The organism is Aggregatibacter actinomycetemcomitans (genome assembly GCF_003130205.1).
GTDB classification, from domain to species: domain Bacteria; phylum Pseudomonadota; class Gammaproteobacteria; order Enterobacterales; family Pasteurellaceae; genus Aggregatibacter; species Aggregatibacter actinomycetemcomitans_A.
The window spans coordinates 99,427-118,615 of record NZ_NRDF01000001.1 but is presented as its reverse complement, the minus strand read 5'-3'; the positions used below and the strand labels follow the sequence as shown (position 1 = coordinate 118,615).

The following is a 19,189-nucleotide window of genomic DNA, read 5'->3' as shown; positions in this document are numbered from 1 at the left end:
CTTATTTCATCGGGTATTAGCCCATTCGTAAAATAATAACCCACAAACTTATCCACAGACTTTGTGGATAGAAAATTCCACTCAAAAATATTCAAAAAATTTTCAATTTAAGGTGTTGACAAGCAGGAATCAGATCAGTAGTATACGCGGCCTGTCTTTTTTGGCACCAGATTATTCCTCCTTAGTTCAGTCGGTAGAACGGTGGACTGTTAATCCATATGTCGCTGGTTCAAGTCCAGCAGGAGGAGCCAATTTTTTCTTTTGGATAGTTTTTAGTTATCTCCTTATTATAAAACTAAAGCATGCCAAAAGAATTTGAGCCCATATCTTCCTTATGGGCTTTTATTTTTTCTACCAGATTCTTTCACCTTACAAAATCTTCCTTATCGAACAAATAATGCTGCCCCGCCACTTATCGGCAACGTAGTGCCATAAAGTAAACTCATCGCAAAGAAAATCAATATGATACCGGCAAGGCATTTCATTAAGGCTTCCATATTCACATTGGCAAACGGCAGGCGATACCACTGCCCCATTTTCACGGCAGTGGAACGGGCATAGCGCACCAACAACGCAAAGGCCGATAATGTCATTCCCGTGCCGAGAGCCATTGCCAGCGTCGCTATCACGCCCCAAGCATAGAGATCTAACATATACGCCATAAACAGTACGAAAATCGCGCCGGAACAGGGGCGCATACCGATACTTAAAATAATCAGCAAACTTTCTTTAATATTGGTACCTTGATTGAGTTGTTCGGGATTCGGCATATGTTGATGCCCACAACCGCAATTTTCGTGGTGTTCCGTATGCCCGTTCGCAAAAACACCTGAAATTCCGACCGCACTTTTTCCTGCGATCAATGAACCGACACGCATTTCATTTACCAAACCGCCTTCAATTTTTTTGATTTGCAGTTGCTTCTTCGTTTGCCGATGTTGTCTCAACAGCGTTTTCCCGTTCTTCCAACACCAATTTAATCCCAACAAAATCACTAACGCATAAGCGGTTCGCTCCAGCCATAGTTGGCTTAAATTAAAATAAGCGGAAGAAAGCTGAAGCAGCAAAACCACTATAGACACCGCCGAAATTGCCACCACGCCCTGCGTTAAAGAAGAAAAGAATGTGATTTGCATACTGCGTCCAAGCTTGGTTTGGTGGGTGGCTAAATAACCGGCAATAATAAATTTACCGTGTCCCGGACCCAGCGCATGAAACACGCCGTACAAAAAACTAACGGCAATCAGCAGGCTACCGGCATACACGGGTTGTTGCTTGATTTCGCGCAAATAACCTGAAATCAGCTGATTAAATTCCCGCTGCCATAAAACAACCTGCTTAAATAGCCAGGGGAAAAGATAAATAATGGCGAGAACTAAGGCAGTAAATACGATGCTATAAAATAAACGGGCTTTCATAAAACTCTAAAAAAACTAACGGCAAATCAACCGCACTTTTTGTGCAAATAGCGCACCCAATGTATTGTCCTCATCACGTTGCGTTTGATCTAATGATGAGGCGTATTGTTTCACTTTTTCATCCACTTGCGGCTCAAGCACCTCTCCTCGGCAATTTGCCGGAAGCGCGGAAAAATCCACCGCACTTTTGGTCGGTTCGGCATAATACATAGACACATAATAGGTTGGATCGTAAGTGCTTAAAGTATATTCGTTATCCGTCAAGGGCTGCGGTTTAGACAGCATGAAATCGAAAAAGTACATCACTTGTGAACCGTTGGATTTCATGCCGTAATTTTGTGGTTTAGCACGGTATTTAATTTTATTGTCCTGCTTGTCGAAAAAATAGCTGAAATAATGCTCGTTCACCACATTGCCCATGACTTCATCAATGAGTTTTTGTCGCGCGTTTTTATCGCCTTTGGTTTGTCTTAAATCGTATAAAACCGCTGCAGAGCTTGGCTCGTCTAAAATCCACTGCATTGAAAAACCGACTAATTGTTGATTCTCTACCAAGGTTTTGGTTTTTATCTCAATGAAAGCATGAGGATGGGCAAAAACATACTGAGCGGATAACAAAGACAATAGCAATAAAAAAAGTTTCTTCACAAATTCACCTTCCGAAAAATAGCTATAACGCATTCTAACATAAAATAAAATTACACAGAACAAGTATAAAAAATCAGCAAAAAGAAAAAAACACGCTCAGTTTTGTGATCTATATCAAAAAAACTTAATTTAGTATTTTTCTTCACACGAAAAAATCTATAGCATTCAATCGCGTCAAGTGATTGCTTGATATTCATAAAGTTCCTAAATAAAATAATCATAAATAGCTAAACTACTTTCCTACCTCTCCTCGCGAGAGGTTTTTTTATATCTGTTTTCCGCGAATGATTAGCACAAAGATGAAACATCAAGTAGAATGAACCCCCGAATGATTAAATTCCATCGGTCATCAGGTGCCGAAAAAACGCCTTGAATTCCGACCGCACTTTTCCCTTAACCCAGAGAATAATTATGTCAATACAGTTCGTTTATACGATGCACCGAGTAGGCAAAGTAGTTCCGCCGAAACGTCATATTCTGAAAAATATTTCACTCAGCTTTTTCCCGGGCGCCAAAATCGGCGTACTTGGCTTAAACGGCGCCGGTAAATCCACCCTGCTTCGCATTATGGCGGGCATCGATAAAGAAATCGAAGGGGAAGCCCGCCCGCAACCGGGCATTAAAATCGGCTATCTTCCGCAGGAACCGAAACTGGATCCGCAACACACCGTGCGCGAAGCCATTGAAGAAGCGGTAGGCGAAGTGAAACGCGCTTTAACCCGCTTAGATGAAGTGTATGCCTTATATGCGGATCCCGATGCGAACTTCGACAAGCTTGCCGCCGAACAAGCGGAGCTGGAAGCCATTATCCAGGCTCACGACGGGCATAACTTAGAAAATCAATTAGAACGTGCCGCCGATGCACTGCGTTTACCGGACTGGGATGCCAAAATCGAGCATTTATCCGGGGGGGAACGTCGTCGCGTTGCTTTGTGTCGTTTGTTGTTAGAAAAACCAGATATGCTGTTGTTAGACGAACCGACCAACCACTTGGATGCGGAATCCGTGGCATGGCTGGAACGCTTCTTACACGACTACGAAGGCACTGTAGTGGCAATCACCCACGACCGTTACTTCTTGGATAACGTTGCCGGTTGGATTTTAGAACTTGACCGCGGTGAAGGCATTCCTTGGGAAGGCAATTACTCCTCTTGGTTGGAACAAAAAGAAAAACGGCTGGCACAAGAACAGGCGCAGGAATCCGCCCGCCAAAAATCCATTGAAAAAGAATTGGAATGGGTGCGTCAAAATCCGAAAGGCCGCCAAGCGAAAAGTAAAGCCCGTATGGCGCGCTTTGAAGAACTTAATTCCGGCGAATATCAAAAACGTAACGAAACCAATGAACTCTTTATCCCGCCCGGTCCACGTCTGGGCGACAAAGTTATTGAGGTGCAACATTTAACTAAGTCCTACGGCGACCGCACATTAATCGACGATTTATCCTTCAGCATTCCGAAAGGGGCTATTGTCGGCATTATCGGTGCCAACGGCGCAGGTAAATCCACCCTCTTCCGTATGCTTTCCGGCAAAGAACAACCGGATTCCGGCACCATCACCTTGGGCGAAACCGTGGTGTTGGCTTCCGTAGATCAATTCCGTGATGCTATGGACGACAAAAAAACCGTGTGGGAAGAAGTATCCAATGGGCAAGATATTTTAACCATCGGCAACTTTGAAATCCCAAGCCGCGCTTATGTAGGGCGCTTCAACTTCAAAGGCGTGGATCAACAAAAACGCGTAGGCGAACTCTCCGGCGGTGAACGCGGTCGTTTGCACTTGGCGAAATTATTACAAGCCGGCGGCAACGTGCTGTTATTGGACGAACCGACCAACGATCTTGATGTGGAAACTTTGCGCGCACTGGAAAATGCTATCTTGGAATTCCCCGGCTGTGCCATGGTTATTTCCCATGACCGCTGGTTCTTAGATCGTATCGCCACCCACATTTTAGATTACGGCGATGAAGGCAAAGTCACCTTCTACGAAGGCAACTTCTCCGATTATGAAGAATGGAAGAAGAAAACTTTCGGTGCCGAAGCACTTCAACCGCATCGAATTAAATATAAACGCATTGCGAAATAATCGTTAATCGCTAAACACAAAAAACCCGCTTTCAATGAAAGCGGGTTTTATTTTATTGCTGCAGTCAAAAACACCTAAAATTCTGACCGCACTTTAAGTGAATTACCACTCAAAGTTTAAACCGACGCTATAGGTTGCGCTGCCACCATTGGTACTTACTGCCACACCGGCTTTCGCGGCTACATTTTGATTGAAACGATAACCTGAACCAACCGCTAGTGCTGTTTTAGATTTATAACCACCAACAGCTGCACTCAAGTTAAGGCTGCCGACATTATACGGTTGGAATAAGCCGCTTAGTGCCGCTTGGGAAGCCAAACCGTTTTTTACTTCTTTGTCTAATTCATTGACTCGGCTATCTAATCGATCAATACGCGCAGTATTACGATCAACTTTGGTCGTTAATGCCGCGATGTTTTGGCTTGAAGATCTAAAGGTTGCAATCGCTCTGGAATTTGCTGCAATATCGGCTCTGTTTTTCTCTACATCAGCCTTATCCGCTTTATTTTCAATTGCTTTTTTATTCTCGGCGATTTTTTGCTCGTTAGCACGGGATCTTGCCGCATTTTCGGTAGATCTCACATCTACATTTTGAAGCACCCGATTAACGCCTTCCAGATTTCCATCAATACGGGCTATAGAAGCTGTATTCTCTGCAATTGATTTAGTATTTTTCTGAATATCTAACTCATTTTTAGTAATCCTTGCCCTGTTAACAAGCTCTTGCTTAGCTAATCTATCGATCCCCCCAGTGTTACGCATAACATCTTTTTCTATACTAGCAATATTTGCTTTATTAATAGCAATATCTTTCTTATTTTCATTAATGTTCGTCTCATTATTAAAAATATCCACCCTGTTTTTAAAGACTTGTTGTGGAAGATTAGCAGAAGGATTTTCCAGAAAAGAGTCTTTAGCCAATGCATTGACAGAAATTGCACCAGTGACCATTAAAGCAACGAGGTGGTGTTTAAATAATTGATATGTCATAATTCATCCTTAAAAAATAAAGTTATTTAATTTTTAGTCTAATTTTTCGAAATCGAAAAACCATTCTTCCATAATAAAATTAAAAAAGAGTCTGATTTAACATGCCTCCTTTTCGGCTTGAATTTATACCACAAAAAAATATGAATCCCTTCTAATATAAATGTATCAATTCAATAGGTTACGACTATTGTTTTACCCTAAAATAGAAACAATACTTAATCTTGCATATTAAAAAACCATTTATTAATCCTTCTTTAAACAAGGTTAAATCTTTCCCTCCAAACTTATAATCTAAAAAAATTATATTTTAATCGGTTAAAATAGTTACCTGCCGAGACCTTTTTTAAAGCTATCACCACACGAGCCATTACTCAAAAAAATAAAACACCCGCCAAAACGACCGCACTTTTTGCCAAATCCATTAAAGTGCGGTTAAAAATTCCGTTGTTTTTTGCTATAATCCCGCGCAATTTTGCTTCCCGATTTTATGAATTAACCCATTATGACAACGAATTATTCCGCCAACGAAATTACCGTTTTAAAAGACCTCGAACCTGTCCAGCTGCGTCCCGGCATGTACACGGACACCACCCGCCCGAACCATCTTGCACAAGAAGTTATCGATAACAGCGTGGACGAAGCTATTGCCGGTTTTGCCACCAAAATTGAAGTGATTTTGCACAAAGACCAATCCATTGAAGTCATTGATAACGGACGCGGGATGCCGGTGGATATTCACCCGGTGGAAAAAGTTTCCGGTGTGGAAGTGATCATGAGTAAATTGCACGCCGGCGGTAAATTCTCCAATAAAAACTACACCTTCTCGGGCGGTTTGCACGGGGTCGGAATTTCTGTCGTAAACGCCTTATCGGAGCGGGTTGATGTTACCGTTAAACGCAATGGCGAAATCTATAAAATCGCTTTTGAAAACGGCAAAAAAGTAGAAGATCTTACTGTTATCGGCACCTGCGGTCGCCGCACGACCGGTACCACCGTGCATTTCAAACCGAATCCAAAATATTTCGACAGCGAAAAATTCTCCGTCAGCCGCCTACGCCATTTATTACGCGCCAAAGCCGTACTTTGTTCCGGCTTGGAAATCAAATTTATCGACAACGTCAACGACACCGAAGACACCTGGCTATATCAAGACGGCTTAAATGACTACTTAATGGAAGCGGTCAATGGCTTGGTCACATTGCCGGAACAGCCCTTTATCGGCGAATTTAACGGCGAAAAAGAAGCGGTATCTTGGGCATTATTGTGGCTGCCGGAAGGCGGTGAACTCATTGGTGAAAGCTATGTGAACCTGATTCCCACTGCGCTTGGCGGCACCCATGTCAACGGTTTGCGTCAAGGTTTATTAGACGCCATGCGCGAATTCTGCGAGTTTCGCAATCTATTGCCGCGCGGCGTAAAACTGACCGCCGACGACTTATGGGATCGCTGCGCTTATGTGCTTTCCCTCAAAATGCAGGATCCACAGTTCGCCGGTCAAACCAAAGAACGACTTTCTTCCCGTCAAAGTGCGGTGTTTATCGGCGGCGTAGTCAAAGATGCCTTCAGTTTATGGCTCAACCAAAACATTCAGCAAGCGGAACTGTTGGCAGACATGGCAATCAGCTCCGCTCAACGTCGTCTGCGTGCGGCGAAAAAAGTGGTACGCAAAAAACTGGTAAGTGGCCCTGCGCTACCGGGTAAACTCGCCGATTGTAGCTCGCAAGACATCAATTTCACCGAATTATTCCTCGTAGAAGGCGATTCCGCCGGTGGTTCCGCCAAACAAGCGCGGGATCGTGAATATCAGGCGATCCTGCCGTTACGCGGCAAGATTTTGAATACGTGGGAAGTGTCTCCGGAACAAGTTTTGGCATCACAAGAGGTGCATGATATTGCGGTGGCGTTGGGCATTGATCCCGACAATAGCGATTTATCCCAACTACGTTACGGTAAAGTCTGCATCCTTGCCGATGCGGACTCCGACGGCTTACACATCGCCACCCTGCTCTGCGCCTTGTTCCTGCGCCATTTCCCGAAACTGGTGGAACAGGGCCATGTCTATGTGGCAATGCCGCCGTTATACCGTATTGATTTAGGCAAAGACGTGTTTTACGCCTTGGATGAAAGCGAAAAAGACGCGATTTTAGATCGTCTTAAAGGGAAAAAAGGCAAACCGAATGTACAGCGTTTTAAAGGCTTGGGTGAAATGAACCCAATGCAACTGCGCGAAACCACCATGGATCCCAACACCCGCCGTTTAGTCCAACTCACTTTTGAAGCCCAAAGCGAAGAAAACCGGGAAACCATCGAAACCATGGATATGTTACTGGCAAAAAAACGTGCCGAAGACCGTAAAAACTGGTTACAGGCAAAAGGTGACCAGGTGGATTTGGCGGTGTAGGTGTAAGAGTATAATTCGATTATTTTTAATAATTTCAGCCCATTATTAAATTAACATCGGATTTCGCCCGATGGGCGGCAAACAAAGAAAACCCAATAAATAGCTCTTAAAGTGCGGTCGATTTGAAAATCATTTTTTAAATAAAAAAACATCCGAAAAATCAACCGCACTTTTTAGAATAACGCTCGAAATAACGGATCCCCGTATAAATTGCCCGAACGGGCGTTAATTTTTAAGAAAAGAAAAAAAGCAACTCACCATAGGACGAAACCGATTAACACAACCAAAACATGAAATACAAATGACAACAGAATCCATCAACTACGAAGGCATCGAACAAATGCCATTACGCCACTTCACCGAAAGTGCGTACCTCAATTACTCCATGTACGTCATCATGGACCGCGCCTTGCCGTTTATTGGTGACGGTTTAAAGCCGGTGCAGCGACGCATTATTTACGCCATGTCCGAACTCGGGCTGAACGCTACAGCGAAGTACAAAAAATCCGCCCGTACCGTGGGGGACGTGTTGGGTAAATTCCATCCGCACGGCGACAGCGCTTGCTATGAAGCCATGGTGCTGATGGCGCAACCATTCTCTTATCGCTATCCGCTGGTTGACGGGCAAGGCAACTGGGGGGCGGTGGATGATCCGAAATCCTTCGCCGCCATGCGTTATACGGAATCCCGTTTGTCTAAAATTGCCGACATTCTGTTGAGCGAACTTGGGCAAGGCACGGTGGATTATCAGCCGAACTTCGACGGTACGCTGGAAGAGCCGCAATATTTGCCGGCGCGCCTGCCGCATATTTTACTCAACGGCACCACCGGCATTGCGGTAGGGATGGCGACGGATATTCCACCACATAACATTAACGAAATTGCCGATGCGGCAGTGATGTTATTGGACAATCCGAAAACCACGCTGGACGAGTTATTAACCGTAGTGCAAGGCCCCGATTTCCCGACGGAAGCGGAAATTATTTCGCCGAAAGAAGATATTCGTAAAATTTATCAACAGGGTCGCGGTTCCATCAAAATGCGCGCCACCTGGAAAAAAGAAGACGGCGAAATTGTTATCAGCGCCTTGCCTCATCAATCTTCACCGTCGAAAATCATCGCGCAAATCGCCGAGCAAATGAATGCGAAAAAACTGCCGATGGTGGAAGATATTCGCGATGAAGCGGATCATGAAAACCCGGTGCGCATTGTGCTTGTGCCGCGTTCCAATCGGGTGGATACGGATGCCATGATGGCGCATTTATTCGCTACGACGGACTTGGAAAAAAGTTATCGCGTGAACATGAACATGATCGGTCTTGATCACAAACCGGCGGTGAAAAATCTGTTGGAAATCCTCACCGAATGGCTCAGTTTCCGTCGCACCACGGTCACCCGTCGTTTGCAATACCGTCTGAATAAAGTGCTCGCCCGTTTGCATATTTTGCAGGGCTTGATGATCGCCTTTTTAAACATTGATGAAGTGATCCACATCATTCGCCACGAAGACGAACCGAAAGCGGAATTAACGGCGCGTTTTAATTTAAGCGACGAGCAGGCGGAAGCGATTCTTAATTTACGTTTGCGCCACTTGGCGAAGTTAGAAGAACATGAATTGCAAGCGGAACAAGCGGAGCTGGAAAAAGAGCGGTCATCTTTGGAAGAGATTTTAGGCTCCGAACGCCGTTTGAACACGCTCCTGAAAAAAGAAATTCAGCAGGATGCCAAAACCTATGCCAGCCCGCGCCGTTCGCCGTTAGTGGAACGTGCGGAAGCCAAAGCCATTGCGGAAAACGAAATACTGCCGACGGAACCGGTCACCGTGATTTTGTCGGAAATGGGCTGGGTGCGTTGTGCCAAAGGACACGACATTGATCCGCAGGGCTTGAGTTATAAAGCGGGCGATAAGTATTTGGCGCACGCCTACGGCAAAAGCAATCAGGCGGCGGTGTTTATCGACAGCACGGGGCGCAGTTACGCGCTGGATCCGCTGACGTTGCCGTCCGCCCGTTCACAAGGCGAACCACTCACCGGCAAACTCACTTTACCGGCGGGAGCCACCATCGATCAGTTACTAATTGAAAATGAAGATCAACCATTGCTCATGGCATCTGACGCAGGCTACGGCTTTATTTGTAAATTCGCTGATTTAATTGCCCGCAACAAAGCCGGTAAGGCGCTGATTTCCTTGCCGGAAAACGCCAAAGTATTGCCGCCGTTAACGCTGAAAAATTCCACCGCACTTTTGGTGGCGCTCACCTCCGCCGGTCGTATGCTTATCTTCCCGGCGCAAGATTTGCCGGAATTATCCAAAGGCAAGGGCAACAAAATCGTCACGATTCCGTCTGCCAATGCCAAAGCGCGTTCCGAACTGTTGGTGCGGTTATTGTTGATTGAAGAAAACTCGAGTCTAGTGTTCCATTCCGGCAGACGTAAAATCGCGCTGAAACCGGAAGATCTGCAAAAATTCCGCGCCGAACGCGGTCGCAAAGGCACGCAATTGCCACGGGGCTTACACAGCAATGTAGAAATTGAAGTGGTAACACCACAGGAGTGAAAATTTTAAATTGCCCTTAAAGGCTGCTACTCGCATCCTTTCATAAGGCACTGCGGTTATTTTTACCGATGTTTTTCTCTCTTGCTATAAACAAAATAAAAAGAATTTCACTCACTACTGAACGTAACTAAGCCAGCATGACGTATATTGTTTATAAATGGAAATATCAATAGATTCAATCAGGTGGGCATATTACATAAATCTGCTACAATGCCCTCGGTAGTTATTTATACCATCGTTAAGCAGGCAAAAATTATAATTTTATTCAAGGAGTTAATATGAAACTATATTTTAAACCGGGTGCATGCTCATTCGTACCGCATTTTGCATTGGAAAAAATCAATCAGCCTTATGAAGCCGAAGCAGTAACACAGGAGTATATGAAGAGCCCGGAATACTTAGCGCTCAATCCACAAGGTGCAGTTCCTCTGCTCGTTGACGGTAATCTTGTACTTTCCCAAAACTTGGCGATTTTAGCTTATTTAGACGATCTTTACCCGCAGGCAAAACTCTTTGGCAGCGACTCAGCCAAAGGCAAAGCTATCGCATTTCGCTGGTTGGCATTCTTGAATTCTGACCTACACAAAGCCTTTGTCCCACTATTTCATGTACCACCTTACGTTCAAGACGAGTCCCTAAAACAAGCGATTCAAAAAACAGCGAAAGAAAATATTCTGGGTATGCTGACGCAAGCTAATCACTGCTTATCAAAGCAGAATTACCTAGGCGAAGATGTATCCGTCGCTGATATTTATCTATTTACAATTTTAAGCTGGTGTAAATTTGTCGATCTGGATTTTTCATCCCTAACACACTTAACCGAATTTGCACAACGCATTGCAGCATTAGACATTGTAAAACGTGTACAAAAAGCCGAAGGGTTGATTTAACTCTTGGATTAAATAAAAAAATCCGTCTTTATAAAGGCGGATTTTTTATTTAGTGATAGCTCAGAATCTCTAACCGTTCACGGGCGGCATCAGAAAAATAACTTTGTTGTGCAATAAGATCCTTGTAAATGGAAATAGCAAGCGGGCGGTTACGTTGAGTGCCCTCACCATGTTCATACATTAGTGCCAAACGAAAGATCGCTTCTTCGTTGCCTTGTCGTGCGCTTCTTTCCAACCACTGAAATGCCTTGTTAAAATTCTTAATTTTATTTTCGTTGTAATACAGCATGCCTAAAATCAACATGGCTTGCGAATCGCTGACTTCGGCGGCCTGCTCCAATAAATTAATGCCATATTCCAGATTCTTTTTCACGCCGTAGCCGCCTGTATAAAGAATGCCCAAATTGGTGAGCGCTTTCACACTACCCTTTTCTGCCGCCTCACTAAACCACCAATAGGCCTTTTCGTAATTTTTCTCTACGCCGTCACCGCCAAAATACAAACGCCCTAAATCCAGTTGCGCGTTACTATCACCACGTAACGCCAAAATACGCATCACATTGAATGCCGAACGGACATCGTCACTTTGATAGAAATATCTTGCCAGATTCCTCAATTCATCATTATTCAGTTTATTCTGTACAAACGTCGACATTTCTTGTACACGTTCGGCGACCGAAAACGCCACATTTTCCGCCGCTTGTACAGAAAAACCCAGTAATCCCAATACTATCACAAAATGTTTTAACTGTTTTTTCATCATCTTCATAACGTTGCATAAAGCAAATTGGCAAAAAACAGCAGCGAAACACCCATTTCGGTCAGCCCCACTTGTTTTACCGACATTTTTTTATGCGGCAGCCAAATTGCACGAATTAACGGCGGAACGAATGCCAACGCCATTAAATACTGTTGTAACAAGATAAATCCGAGCACATAAAGCGCATGAAAACCGATAGATAACTTCAAATATAACGGATTTTTTCGCTCACGCATGACGGATTTGACATATAAGGTGGTACCGATAAAAAACAAGCTCGGATACAACGCCACCAGCCAGATTTTGTCATCAAAAGTGCGGTCGGGAAAATAATAGGATCCCATGCCCGCAATGGCAAAAATAATGATTCCCACCAGATCATTTAAAAAAGCACGCTCATCCTTTTTCTTCACATAATAAATACTGACCAACACTAACGGCATCATGGCGACCACAAAAAGCACCGTCCGCCAGTTATGCAACAGCACCGGAATCGCAAAAATCACTGTAGCAAAAAAATAAATCCACGACCACTTTATGTACAGTTCTAAATTTCTGCCTTTGAACAAATTCAGAAATGGGTAAGTCATTAAATATAATGAAAACCATGCCAGTAGAAAGAAAAGGTGCTGCCAAATAGGGTGAGTAAGCAACATACCGTACAGAAATGGCATAAGTGCCATGACGATTGCGCCATGCTGATTAGAAATCAATAGCGTCATAATTGAGACTAATTATCAGTTGAAAAGTTTAAGAATTTTAGAGGTTTTTCCGGAAGATTGATATAATCCTTACGAATTATTTTTATTACGGAGAAGAAATTATGACACAAATTCAACGTATCGATACTAACGCCCGCCTTGCCGAGCTAGTGGTCTATCATGGTGTTGCTTATTTGGCGGGACAAGTTCCGGAAGCCACCTTAGCACAGGATGCTTATGCCCAAACACAAGAAGTCTTAAAGCTCATCGATAAATTACTTACCAAAGCCAATTCCCGCAAAAGTCAAATTTTAAATGCGCAGATCTATCTTGCCGATATGCAGGATTATGCTCTGATGAATCAGGCATGGGATGAATGGGTCGATCCACAAAATCCACCGGCGCGCGCCACCGTAGAAGCCAAACTGGCAGATCCTCGCTGGAAAGTGGAAATTGTAGTGACGGCGGCGGTTTAACAATATTTCGGATCCAATATTTAGTTTTCATTTTACAAAGTTATAACGCTTCATTTTCTTTAATTTTTTTAAACAGTAACCAATCCTGTTGCTGATTCTCTAAAATGAATGCTTTACATCGAGGATTTTCTGTCAACCATGTCAAAATCATCATTGGTGACTCTTTGGTTTTCATCAATAAATAATCATAATCTTCACAATTATCAAGGCTAATAATCCAATCTTTATTTACCACACCTGAACGGCTTGATATATTTGGTACTTTATTAGGTTTGAATCTAACTATTTGAGGTGAATAAACGGCAAAATTAAAATCGGACCATCCATGTTTTTGCGCCTGATACCAGCTACCAAAATGTAAATATTCCGTACTTGAAGTAAGCAATCCACTGGTCTCTGAAGATTCGTTAAATAAAGTTAATATTCTTTTTTGGGACTGCATAGACTCTATTATCTTTGAATATGCTCTCATATTCGGATCATTATTAAATTGAATATTATTATAATAGACCTTCCCCATTAATAAGAAAACAAATATAAAAAACATTAAATTAAATAAAATTATGTTACCGTTATTCTTTTTAGTTGACCTTTTTTCAAAAATCAAATAATAAAAAGGAAGCATAAAAATAGAAAATCGTTCATATATAAATGCTGTTTGATTAAGTGCATGAGGTAAACTAAACCAAATAATGAGAAAACCGACAAAAGGAATATAACGTTTAATATCCTTAGTTAAGGTATAACCCATGTAATTCGGTAAAATAAAAAACACTATCCAAGCAACATTATATAATATGGCATAATCCATATTCCAAGGATAGTAAATCAGTGTAAATATTTTGTACCAAACAGGTAGGAATACATAATTTTCAGAATAATCTTTAAATTGCAGTAAATCTGTTTTACCCAAATACCGAATTAATATTATTGCAAATAGCAGATAAGGGAGTGTAAATATTACCCCCCCCCCCGCTTTATAAGATTCTTGTTTAAAATGAATAGCTAAAAAGTATCCATATGAAATAAAACAGAAGAATGAAAAAATTAAAACATGGCTACAGTAAGATAAAATACCTAATAATACGATACCTATAAAATAACGATATTTCTTAGTTTCAAGCCAATTTTTATTAGAAAGAAAAAATAAAATACCAATAGGTATCGCTAAAAGAAATGTAACAAATCCCCATTGGAAAGCAAACCCAAAAAAGCTTGTTATAGCAGCCCATTCCAGAATACTTTCAGCTTGAAAGCTTTTTCTCAAAAGAAAAACTGCCCAAGCATTAAATAGAAATATAAAAACCACCAACAGTTTAGAAGATATAACAATATCCGTGAATTGATATAGTAACCACCAAACAAAATAGCCTGTTAAATAAGGAGTATCCCAGTTCAACTGAACTAAATCAGACCACTTACTCTGTTGTTTAAACAGATCATCAAGCATAACTACTTGGGCTGCATGCTGCGGCAAATCAACCATGGGTAAATATGGTGGATAAAATAAAAAAAGAACAGTAACAAGCAGAACCAGATAAAATAAATTTCTTTCATTATTAGTTAATAGGGTAAATATTTTCATTATTATAATTCTTTCTCTATTATATATTTAGGTCTATCTTTGACTTCATCGAATATTTTACTAATATAGATACCTATAATACCTAAAGTAAAAAGTTGTACACCGCCTAAAAAATACATAGGCACAACAGTAGATGCCCATCCGGGCACTATACCACTACCAAAAATTTTTACAATTAATGCCCATCCACCCATCGCCAGTGAAATTAAACTAACAATAATTCCTAACCATAATATAAATAATAAAGGAATTGCGCTAAAACCACATATTCCATCTATGGCTAAACGCATCATACGAGGAATGTTATATTTACTAAATCCGGCAATTCTTTCTTCACGTTCATAATACACTGTAGCACTTGAAAATCCTAAAAGTGGAACAATACCGCGAAGAAATAAATTACTTTCCCTAAAACATTCCAACGCGGACAAAGCTCTGGCACTCATTAGACGATAATCTGCATGGTTAGGGACAACGTTAATATTCATCTTTTTTAAAATATTATAATATAATAAAGCAAAATTCCGTTTGAATAAGCTGTCTTTTGCACGTCTCTTTCTTACAGCATATACAATTTCATAGCCAGAAAAATATTTTTCTAACATTTTCTCTAAAGTACCGGGATCATCTTGTAAATCACAGTCCATAGTAATACAAATATCTGTTTTTAGCTGTTTAGCTGAAAACATCATTCCTGCCAATAAGGCATTCTGATGCCCAAAATTGCGGGTCAGTTTTAATGCTTTGATTTGCTGATATTGCTTAACCAGCATTTCTATTTCCAGCCAGGTATTATCTTTTGAACCATCATCAATCAGCAATAACTTACTATTCTTATTAATTTTCTTATTATTTATTAAACTTAATAAGTGATTAAGAATAATCGGTATGGATTTAGATAAAACAGACTGTTCGTTATAACAAGGCAAAACAATTGTAAGTATAGGTTCCGACATAAAAGCCTTCATCATTTGGAAAAATATTTAAAAATTATGATATAAACAGATAGTAATCATATCTAACGACCGGATAAGTATAGAAGTGAATAACTGTAAAGTACAGTAAAACACCAAAGAAAGATAATAAATAGAATGAATTCTATTTATCTGCTATTAGCTCCATCTCCAGCAACAACGGCGCATGGTCGGAGCTTTCCGTCGGTTCTGTGGTGGCGTTGATGACATTCAATCCGCGAATGAAAATATGATCCAGCGGGTTGCCTAAAAAGCGCAGGCGATGATCTTGCGGAAAAGTCACTTCTTGTAAGCCATATTCCGCAATTAACTCATAAATACGCGACAGACGGTAACTGCTCCAGGAATTAAAATCCCCGGCGAAAATCAGCGGTCCCTGATGGTGGGAAATGAGTTGCATGAGCGTGCGTAATTGCTCGCCGTATGCGGTAGGGTTTAATTCAAAATTAATTAAATGCACATTGACCAATAAGAGGTTTTTTCCTCCCGCCAGAGGCAAGCTCATGGCAGCGCCGACTTTCGGAATGCGGATCCAGGGTTCCGGTTTTGAACCCGCGCAATAAAAGTGCGGTGGAAATTTTGAGAGAATTTCAACGCCCGATTGTTGCTGTAAATAAGCAAAGGCGGAAGCATAAAGTGCGGTCGGAAATTGCGATGAATATTGCGTCGCCAGATGTTGCGTATTTAGCACCTCTTGCAGCAACAGAAAATCGCGCCCTTCGGCAAAGCGAGAAAGTGCTTGCTGCCAACCTGCATCCTGCCCTTTGTGTAAATTCCAAATGAGCAAACGGAATCTATTCTGTGTCATTTCCTGCGGTTTTTGCGCCGCCTGATAACAGGTTAAATCTTCGTGTTTTGTGAACGGTTGGTAAGTCAGATTGGAAGCATCGGAGAAATGGATTTTGACAGGCGAGAAAATCGCGATGCTGTAAAAAAGGTAGGCGATAACACCTGCCGTGCATATGCCAAGCGCGGCAAGAAATTTGCGAATAAAATGCGTTGTTTTCTTTGCCATGATTACACCGGACGAATACTTTTCACATCAACCTGACAATCAAACTCGCGTTCTAACAATTGCAGTTTTTGATCTTGCAATAAATCCTGTTTCGCCTGCTCACGCAATTGGGCATAGGCTTTACGGCGATAATCCGTCGGCGTCAGATATTGTTCCTCGTCATTAATTTCTACGGTCAGTGCGATGTCTTTCTGCAACATCGAGGAAAGCGCCTGCTGTAACAGTTTGCGGTGTTTATCCTGATTTAAATGGCTGTGGCTGGAACGTACACCAAGTTTAAATTCCTCTTCGCTTTCCTGCCAAATAAAGGTGTTTAAGGCGAATTCTTTGGTGAGATTTTCCACGCCACTTTGTTCAATCAGCTGCGCCCAACGATCTTGCGTTTGAGTCAGATTGACGATTTTTTGCTGTAACTCAGGCGTGATGTCCTGCAAAATGGCGGCTTTGATTTCAGAAGGCTTGGGGCTTTGCTCAATATTGGCAAGCTCGGGGTTGCTCCATTCCCAACGATAATCCTCGTCTAACAGCACATCCGCATCCGTTTCGTCGCTATCGGATTCACTCTGATTTTCCACCGCACTTTCGGTATCAGAATGCGCGGTTGCATGAGAAAGTGCGGTCAGTTTTTCCGATGAATGTTGTGCTAGGCGCTCAGACTTTTTTTTTTCTTGAGAGGGCGTGCTCGGCATGGCATCCAGCTGGTCCAGTCCGTTTAAGGCATCCAGCACGGGAGAATTGACCAATGCCTCTGTTGATTGAACGGATTCCGTTTTTTCCATTTTTGTCGGTGCGTCATCCGTCACCGATTTTTTACGGCTTTGATAGTTGGCTTTGATCGTCTGTGAAACCACCGGCATTTCAATCGCAGGGGCGGTGGATTGCAGTGGAGATTTAATGGAATTTTCCACCGCACTTTGCGGACTCGGAGGATTGGCTTCGGCGTTAAGTTCTGCATTCGCCAAATTCCCCGTTAATTTCGGGTGGAACGCCAACGCGCGCAATAACACCATTTCAGCCCCCATGCGTGCCGTTGGTGCGGCAGTTAATTCTTTACGACCGGTAACGACGACCTGGTAGAAAAATTGAACGTCCTGTGGCGCAATGTGTTTGGCTAAAAAGCCGATTTGACTGCGTTCATCCAAAGCAGCCTGCGGCAATAATTGTTGCATGGCGATTTTATGCAGATTTTCCGCCACTTCACGCAACAATTCATCCCAATCGCCGGCTTTGTCCGCCACGGCATTCACCACCTGCATCAGTTTTTCACCGTTACCCTGCTGTAACGCATAAATCATCTCAATGGCTTGACTTTCGTCCAGCAAACCGAGCATATCGTTGACGATATTGAGCGTAACATTGCCGTTACTCATGGCTATTGCTTGATCGGTGAGGCTTAAACTGTCGCGAATACTGCCCTGTGCGGCGCCGGCAAGTTTATCTAACGCCAAGGATTCAAAAGGGATCTGTTCCTGATTGAGAATATACGCTAAGTGATCGGCGATTTGCGGTTGTTCCAAGGCTTTTAAATGGAACTGCATGCAACGGGATAAAATCGTCACCGGCAATTTATGCGGATCTGTGGTGGCAAGCAGAAATTTGACGTATTCCGGCGGTTCTTCCAGGGTTTTCAGCAACGCATTGAAAGAATGGCGGGAAAGCATGTGCACTTCATCGATGAGATACACTTTGTAGCGCCCAAGCACCGGTTTATATTGCACGTTATCCAGTAACTCGCGGGTGTCCTCCACTTTGGTTCGGGATGCTGCGTCGATCTCGATCAAATCAATAAAGTTGCCTTCTTCAATGGCTTTGCAATGCTCGCACACGCCGCAGGGTTCGGCGGTCACGCCGTTAATACAATTAAGCCCTTTGGCGAATAAACGGGCGATGGAGGTTTTCCCCACACCACGCGTGCCGGAAAACAAATAGGCATGATGCAGGCGATTTTCACGCAAACCGTTAGCAAGTGCGGTCAAAATATGTTGTTGACCCACAACGTCAGCAAAGGTTTTCGGACGCCATTTTCTTGCTAATACCTGATAACTCATACTATATTTTCCCGCTTGCCTAATCTGAAAAATTAATGACCGGCGAAATTAACCAAGGTATAAGGTTCTACACCCAATCCAAGTAAACGCTGTTCACCACCCAATTCTGATAAATTAATCACGAAGGCAGCGTGCTTCACTTTACCGCCAAGACGTTGCACTAACTTAACGGTGGCCTCAACAGTGCCACCGGTCGCCAGCAAATCATCGATCACTAAGACATTATCATGTTGTTGAATGGAATCCGTGTGAATTTCCAAAGTGTCTTGCCCATATTCCAATTCGTAAGATTGTGCGATGGTCTCACGGGGTAATTTGCCCGGCTTGCGCACCAACACGAACGGCACATTTAACGCCAACGCCACCGGCGCGCCGAAAATAAAACCACGGGATTCGGTACCGATCACTTTATTAATGCCTTTGTCTTTGCAGTGTTGCACGATGAGATCAATCGCCGCATGAAATGCCGCCGGCGTTTCTACCAGGCTGGTAATGTCGCGAAAAATAATGCCCGGTTTCGGATAATCGGGAATGGACTTAATTGAAGAAGCGATAAGTGCAAGTTGTTTTTCCATTTTTTTACCTAAAAGTGCGGTTATTTTTTCGCACGGATTAAAATTATAAATCGGCGCGCATATTATCAT

The 19,189-nt window shown here is 42.7% G+C and carries 15 protein-coding genes and 1 tRNA gene; 6 read left to right on the top strand and 10 right to left on the bottom strand.

The genetic code is table 11. From position 1 onward, the window contains the following. Positions 1-175: 175 nt before the first annotated feature. Positions 176-251: transfer RNA gene (locus tag DK423_RS00585), tRNA-Asn, on the top strand. Between the two features lie 132 nt (positions 252-383). Here DK423_RS00585 and zevB read toward each other — a convergent pair. Both zevB and zevA read right to left on the bottom strand, forming a co-directional pair. Further along, entirely contained in the window at positions 384-1,418 is a 1,035-nt protein-coding gene (gene zevB / locus DK423_RS00580; protein WP_005556578.1) for a zinc transporter permease subunit ZevB, read from the bottom strand. A 15-nt stretch (positions 1,419-1,433) separates the two neighbouring features. Further along, positions 1,434-2,099, bottom strand: coding sequence for a zinc transporter binding subunit ZevA (gene zevA, locus DK423_RS00575; RefSeq protein ID WP_005556576.1), 666 nt, complete (start codon positions 2,097-2,099; stop codon positions 1,434-1,436). A gap of 378 nt (positions 2,100-2,477) precedes the next feature. On the opposite strand from zevA, the gene ettA reads away from it, so the two are divergent. After that, positions 2,478-4,148, top strand: a complete 1,671-nt coding sequence (gene ettA, locus DK423_RS00570; RefSeq protein ID WP_032996587.1) for an energy-dependent translational throttle protein EttA — start codon at positions 2,478-2,480, stop codon at positions 4,146-4,148. A gap of 102 nt (positions 4,149-4,250) precedes the next feature. Here the strand turns inward: ettA and DK423_RS00565 are convergent, their stop codons facing one another. Then, positions 4,251-5,138, bottom strand: coding sequence for a YadA C-terminal domain-containing protein (locus DK423_RS00565; protein ID WP_005556570.1), 888 nt, complete (start codon positions 5,136-5,138; stop codon positions 4,251-4,253). Between the two features lie 502 nt (positions 5,139-5,640). On the opposite strand from DK423_RS00565, the gene parE reads away from it, so the two are divergent. From parE to DK423_RS00550, 3 genes are all read left to right on the top strand, one after another. Further along, on the top strand, positions 5,641-7,539 hold the full coding sequence (parE, locus tag DK423_RS00560; RefSeq protein ID WP_005556568.1) for a DNA topoisomerase IV subunit B: 1,899 nt from the start codon (positions 5,641-5,643) through the stop codon (positions 7,537-7,539). A gap of 301 nt (positions 7,540-7,840) precedes the next feature. Further along, positions 7,841-10,096: a DNA topoisomerase IV subunit A gene (gene parC / locus DK423_RS00555; RefSeq protein ID WP_005556566.1), complete on the top strand. Its 2,256-nt coding sequence runs from the start codon at positions 7,841-7,843 to the stop codon at positions 10,094-10,096. Between the two features lie 278 nt (positions 10,097-10,374). Then, a complete protein-coding gene (locus DK423_RS00550; RefSeq protein WP_005556564.1) occupies positions 10,375-10,986 on the top strand; it encodes a glutathione S-transferase family protein in 612 nt (203 codons plus the stop codon). Positions 10,987-11,035: 49 nt separating this feature from the next. Here DK423_RS00550 and DK423_RS00545 read toward each other — a convergent pair whose 3' ends face one another. Continuing rightward, positions 11,036-11,755 carry a tetratricopeptide repeat protein gene (locus DK423_RS00545; RefSeq protein WP_032996585.1) on the bottom strand — a complete coding sequence of 240 codons (720 nt, stop codon included), beginning with the start codon at positions 11,753-11,755 and terminating at the stop codon, positions 11,036-11,038. Continuing rightward, positions 11,752-12,468 carry a YwiC-like family protein gene (locus DK423_RS00540; protein ID WP_005556560.1) on the bottom strand — a complete coding sequence of 239 codons (717 nt, stop codon included), beginning with the start codon at positions 12,466-12,468 and terminating at the stop codon, positions 11,752-11,754. Before DK423_RS00540 ends, DK423_RS00545 begins: the two co-directional genes overlap by 4 nt. A gap of 101 nt (positions 12,469-12,569) precedes the next feature. Between DK423_RS00540 and DK423_RS00535 the strand changes: the two genes are divergently transcribed. Beyond that, entirely contained in the window at positions 12,570-12,923 is a 354-nt protein-coding gene (locus tag DK423_RS00535; protein ID WP_005556558.1) for a RidA family protein, read from the top strand. 40 nt (positions 12,924-12,963) lie between these two features. On the opposite strand, the gene DK423_RS00530 is transcribed toward DK423_RS00535, so the two are convergent. The 5 genes from DK423_RS00530 to apt form a co-directional block, all read right to left on the bottom strand. Next, positions 12,964-14,508, bottom strand: coding sequence for a glycosyltransferase family protein (locus tag DK423_RS00530; RefSeq protein ID WP_109043839.1), 1,545 nt, complete (start codon positions 14,506-14,508; stop codon positions 12,964-12,966). Between the two features lie 2 nt (positions 14,509-14,510). Continuing rightward, positions 14,511-15,464, bottom strand: a complete 954-nt coding sequence (locus tag DK423_RS00525; RefSeq protein ID WP_005556555.1) for a glycosyltransferase family 2 protein — start codon at positions 15,462-15,464, stop codon at positions 14,511-14,513. A gap of 142 nt (positions 15,465-15,606) precedes the next feature. Next, a complete protein-coding gene (locus DK423_RS00520; RefSeq protein ID WP_005556553.1) occupies positions 15,607-16,497 on the bottom strand; it encodes an endonuclease/exonuclease/phosphatase family protein in 891 nt (296 codons plus the stop codon). A gap of 2 nt (positions 16,498-16,499) precedes the next feature. Beyond that, complete coding sequence (gene dnaX, locus DK423_RS00515) at positions 16,500-18,545, bottom strand: DNA polymerase III subunit gamma/tau (RefSeq protein WP_005556551.1); 2,046 nt, start codon at positions 18,543-18,545, stop codon at positions 16,500-16,502. 32 nt (positions 18,546-18,577) lie between these two features. Beyond that, positions 18,578-19,189: an adenine phosphoribosyltransferase gene (apt, locus tag DK423_RS00510; RefSeq protein ID WP_005556550.1), complete on the bottom strand. Its 612-nt coding sequence runs from the start codon at positions 19,187-19,189 to the stop codon at positions 18,578-18,580.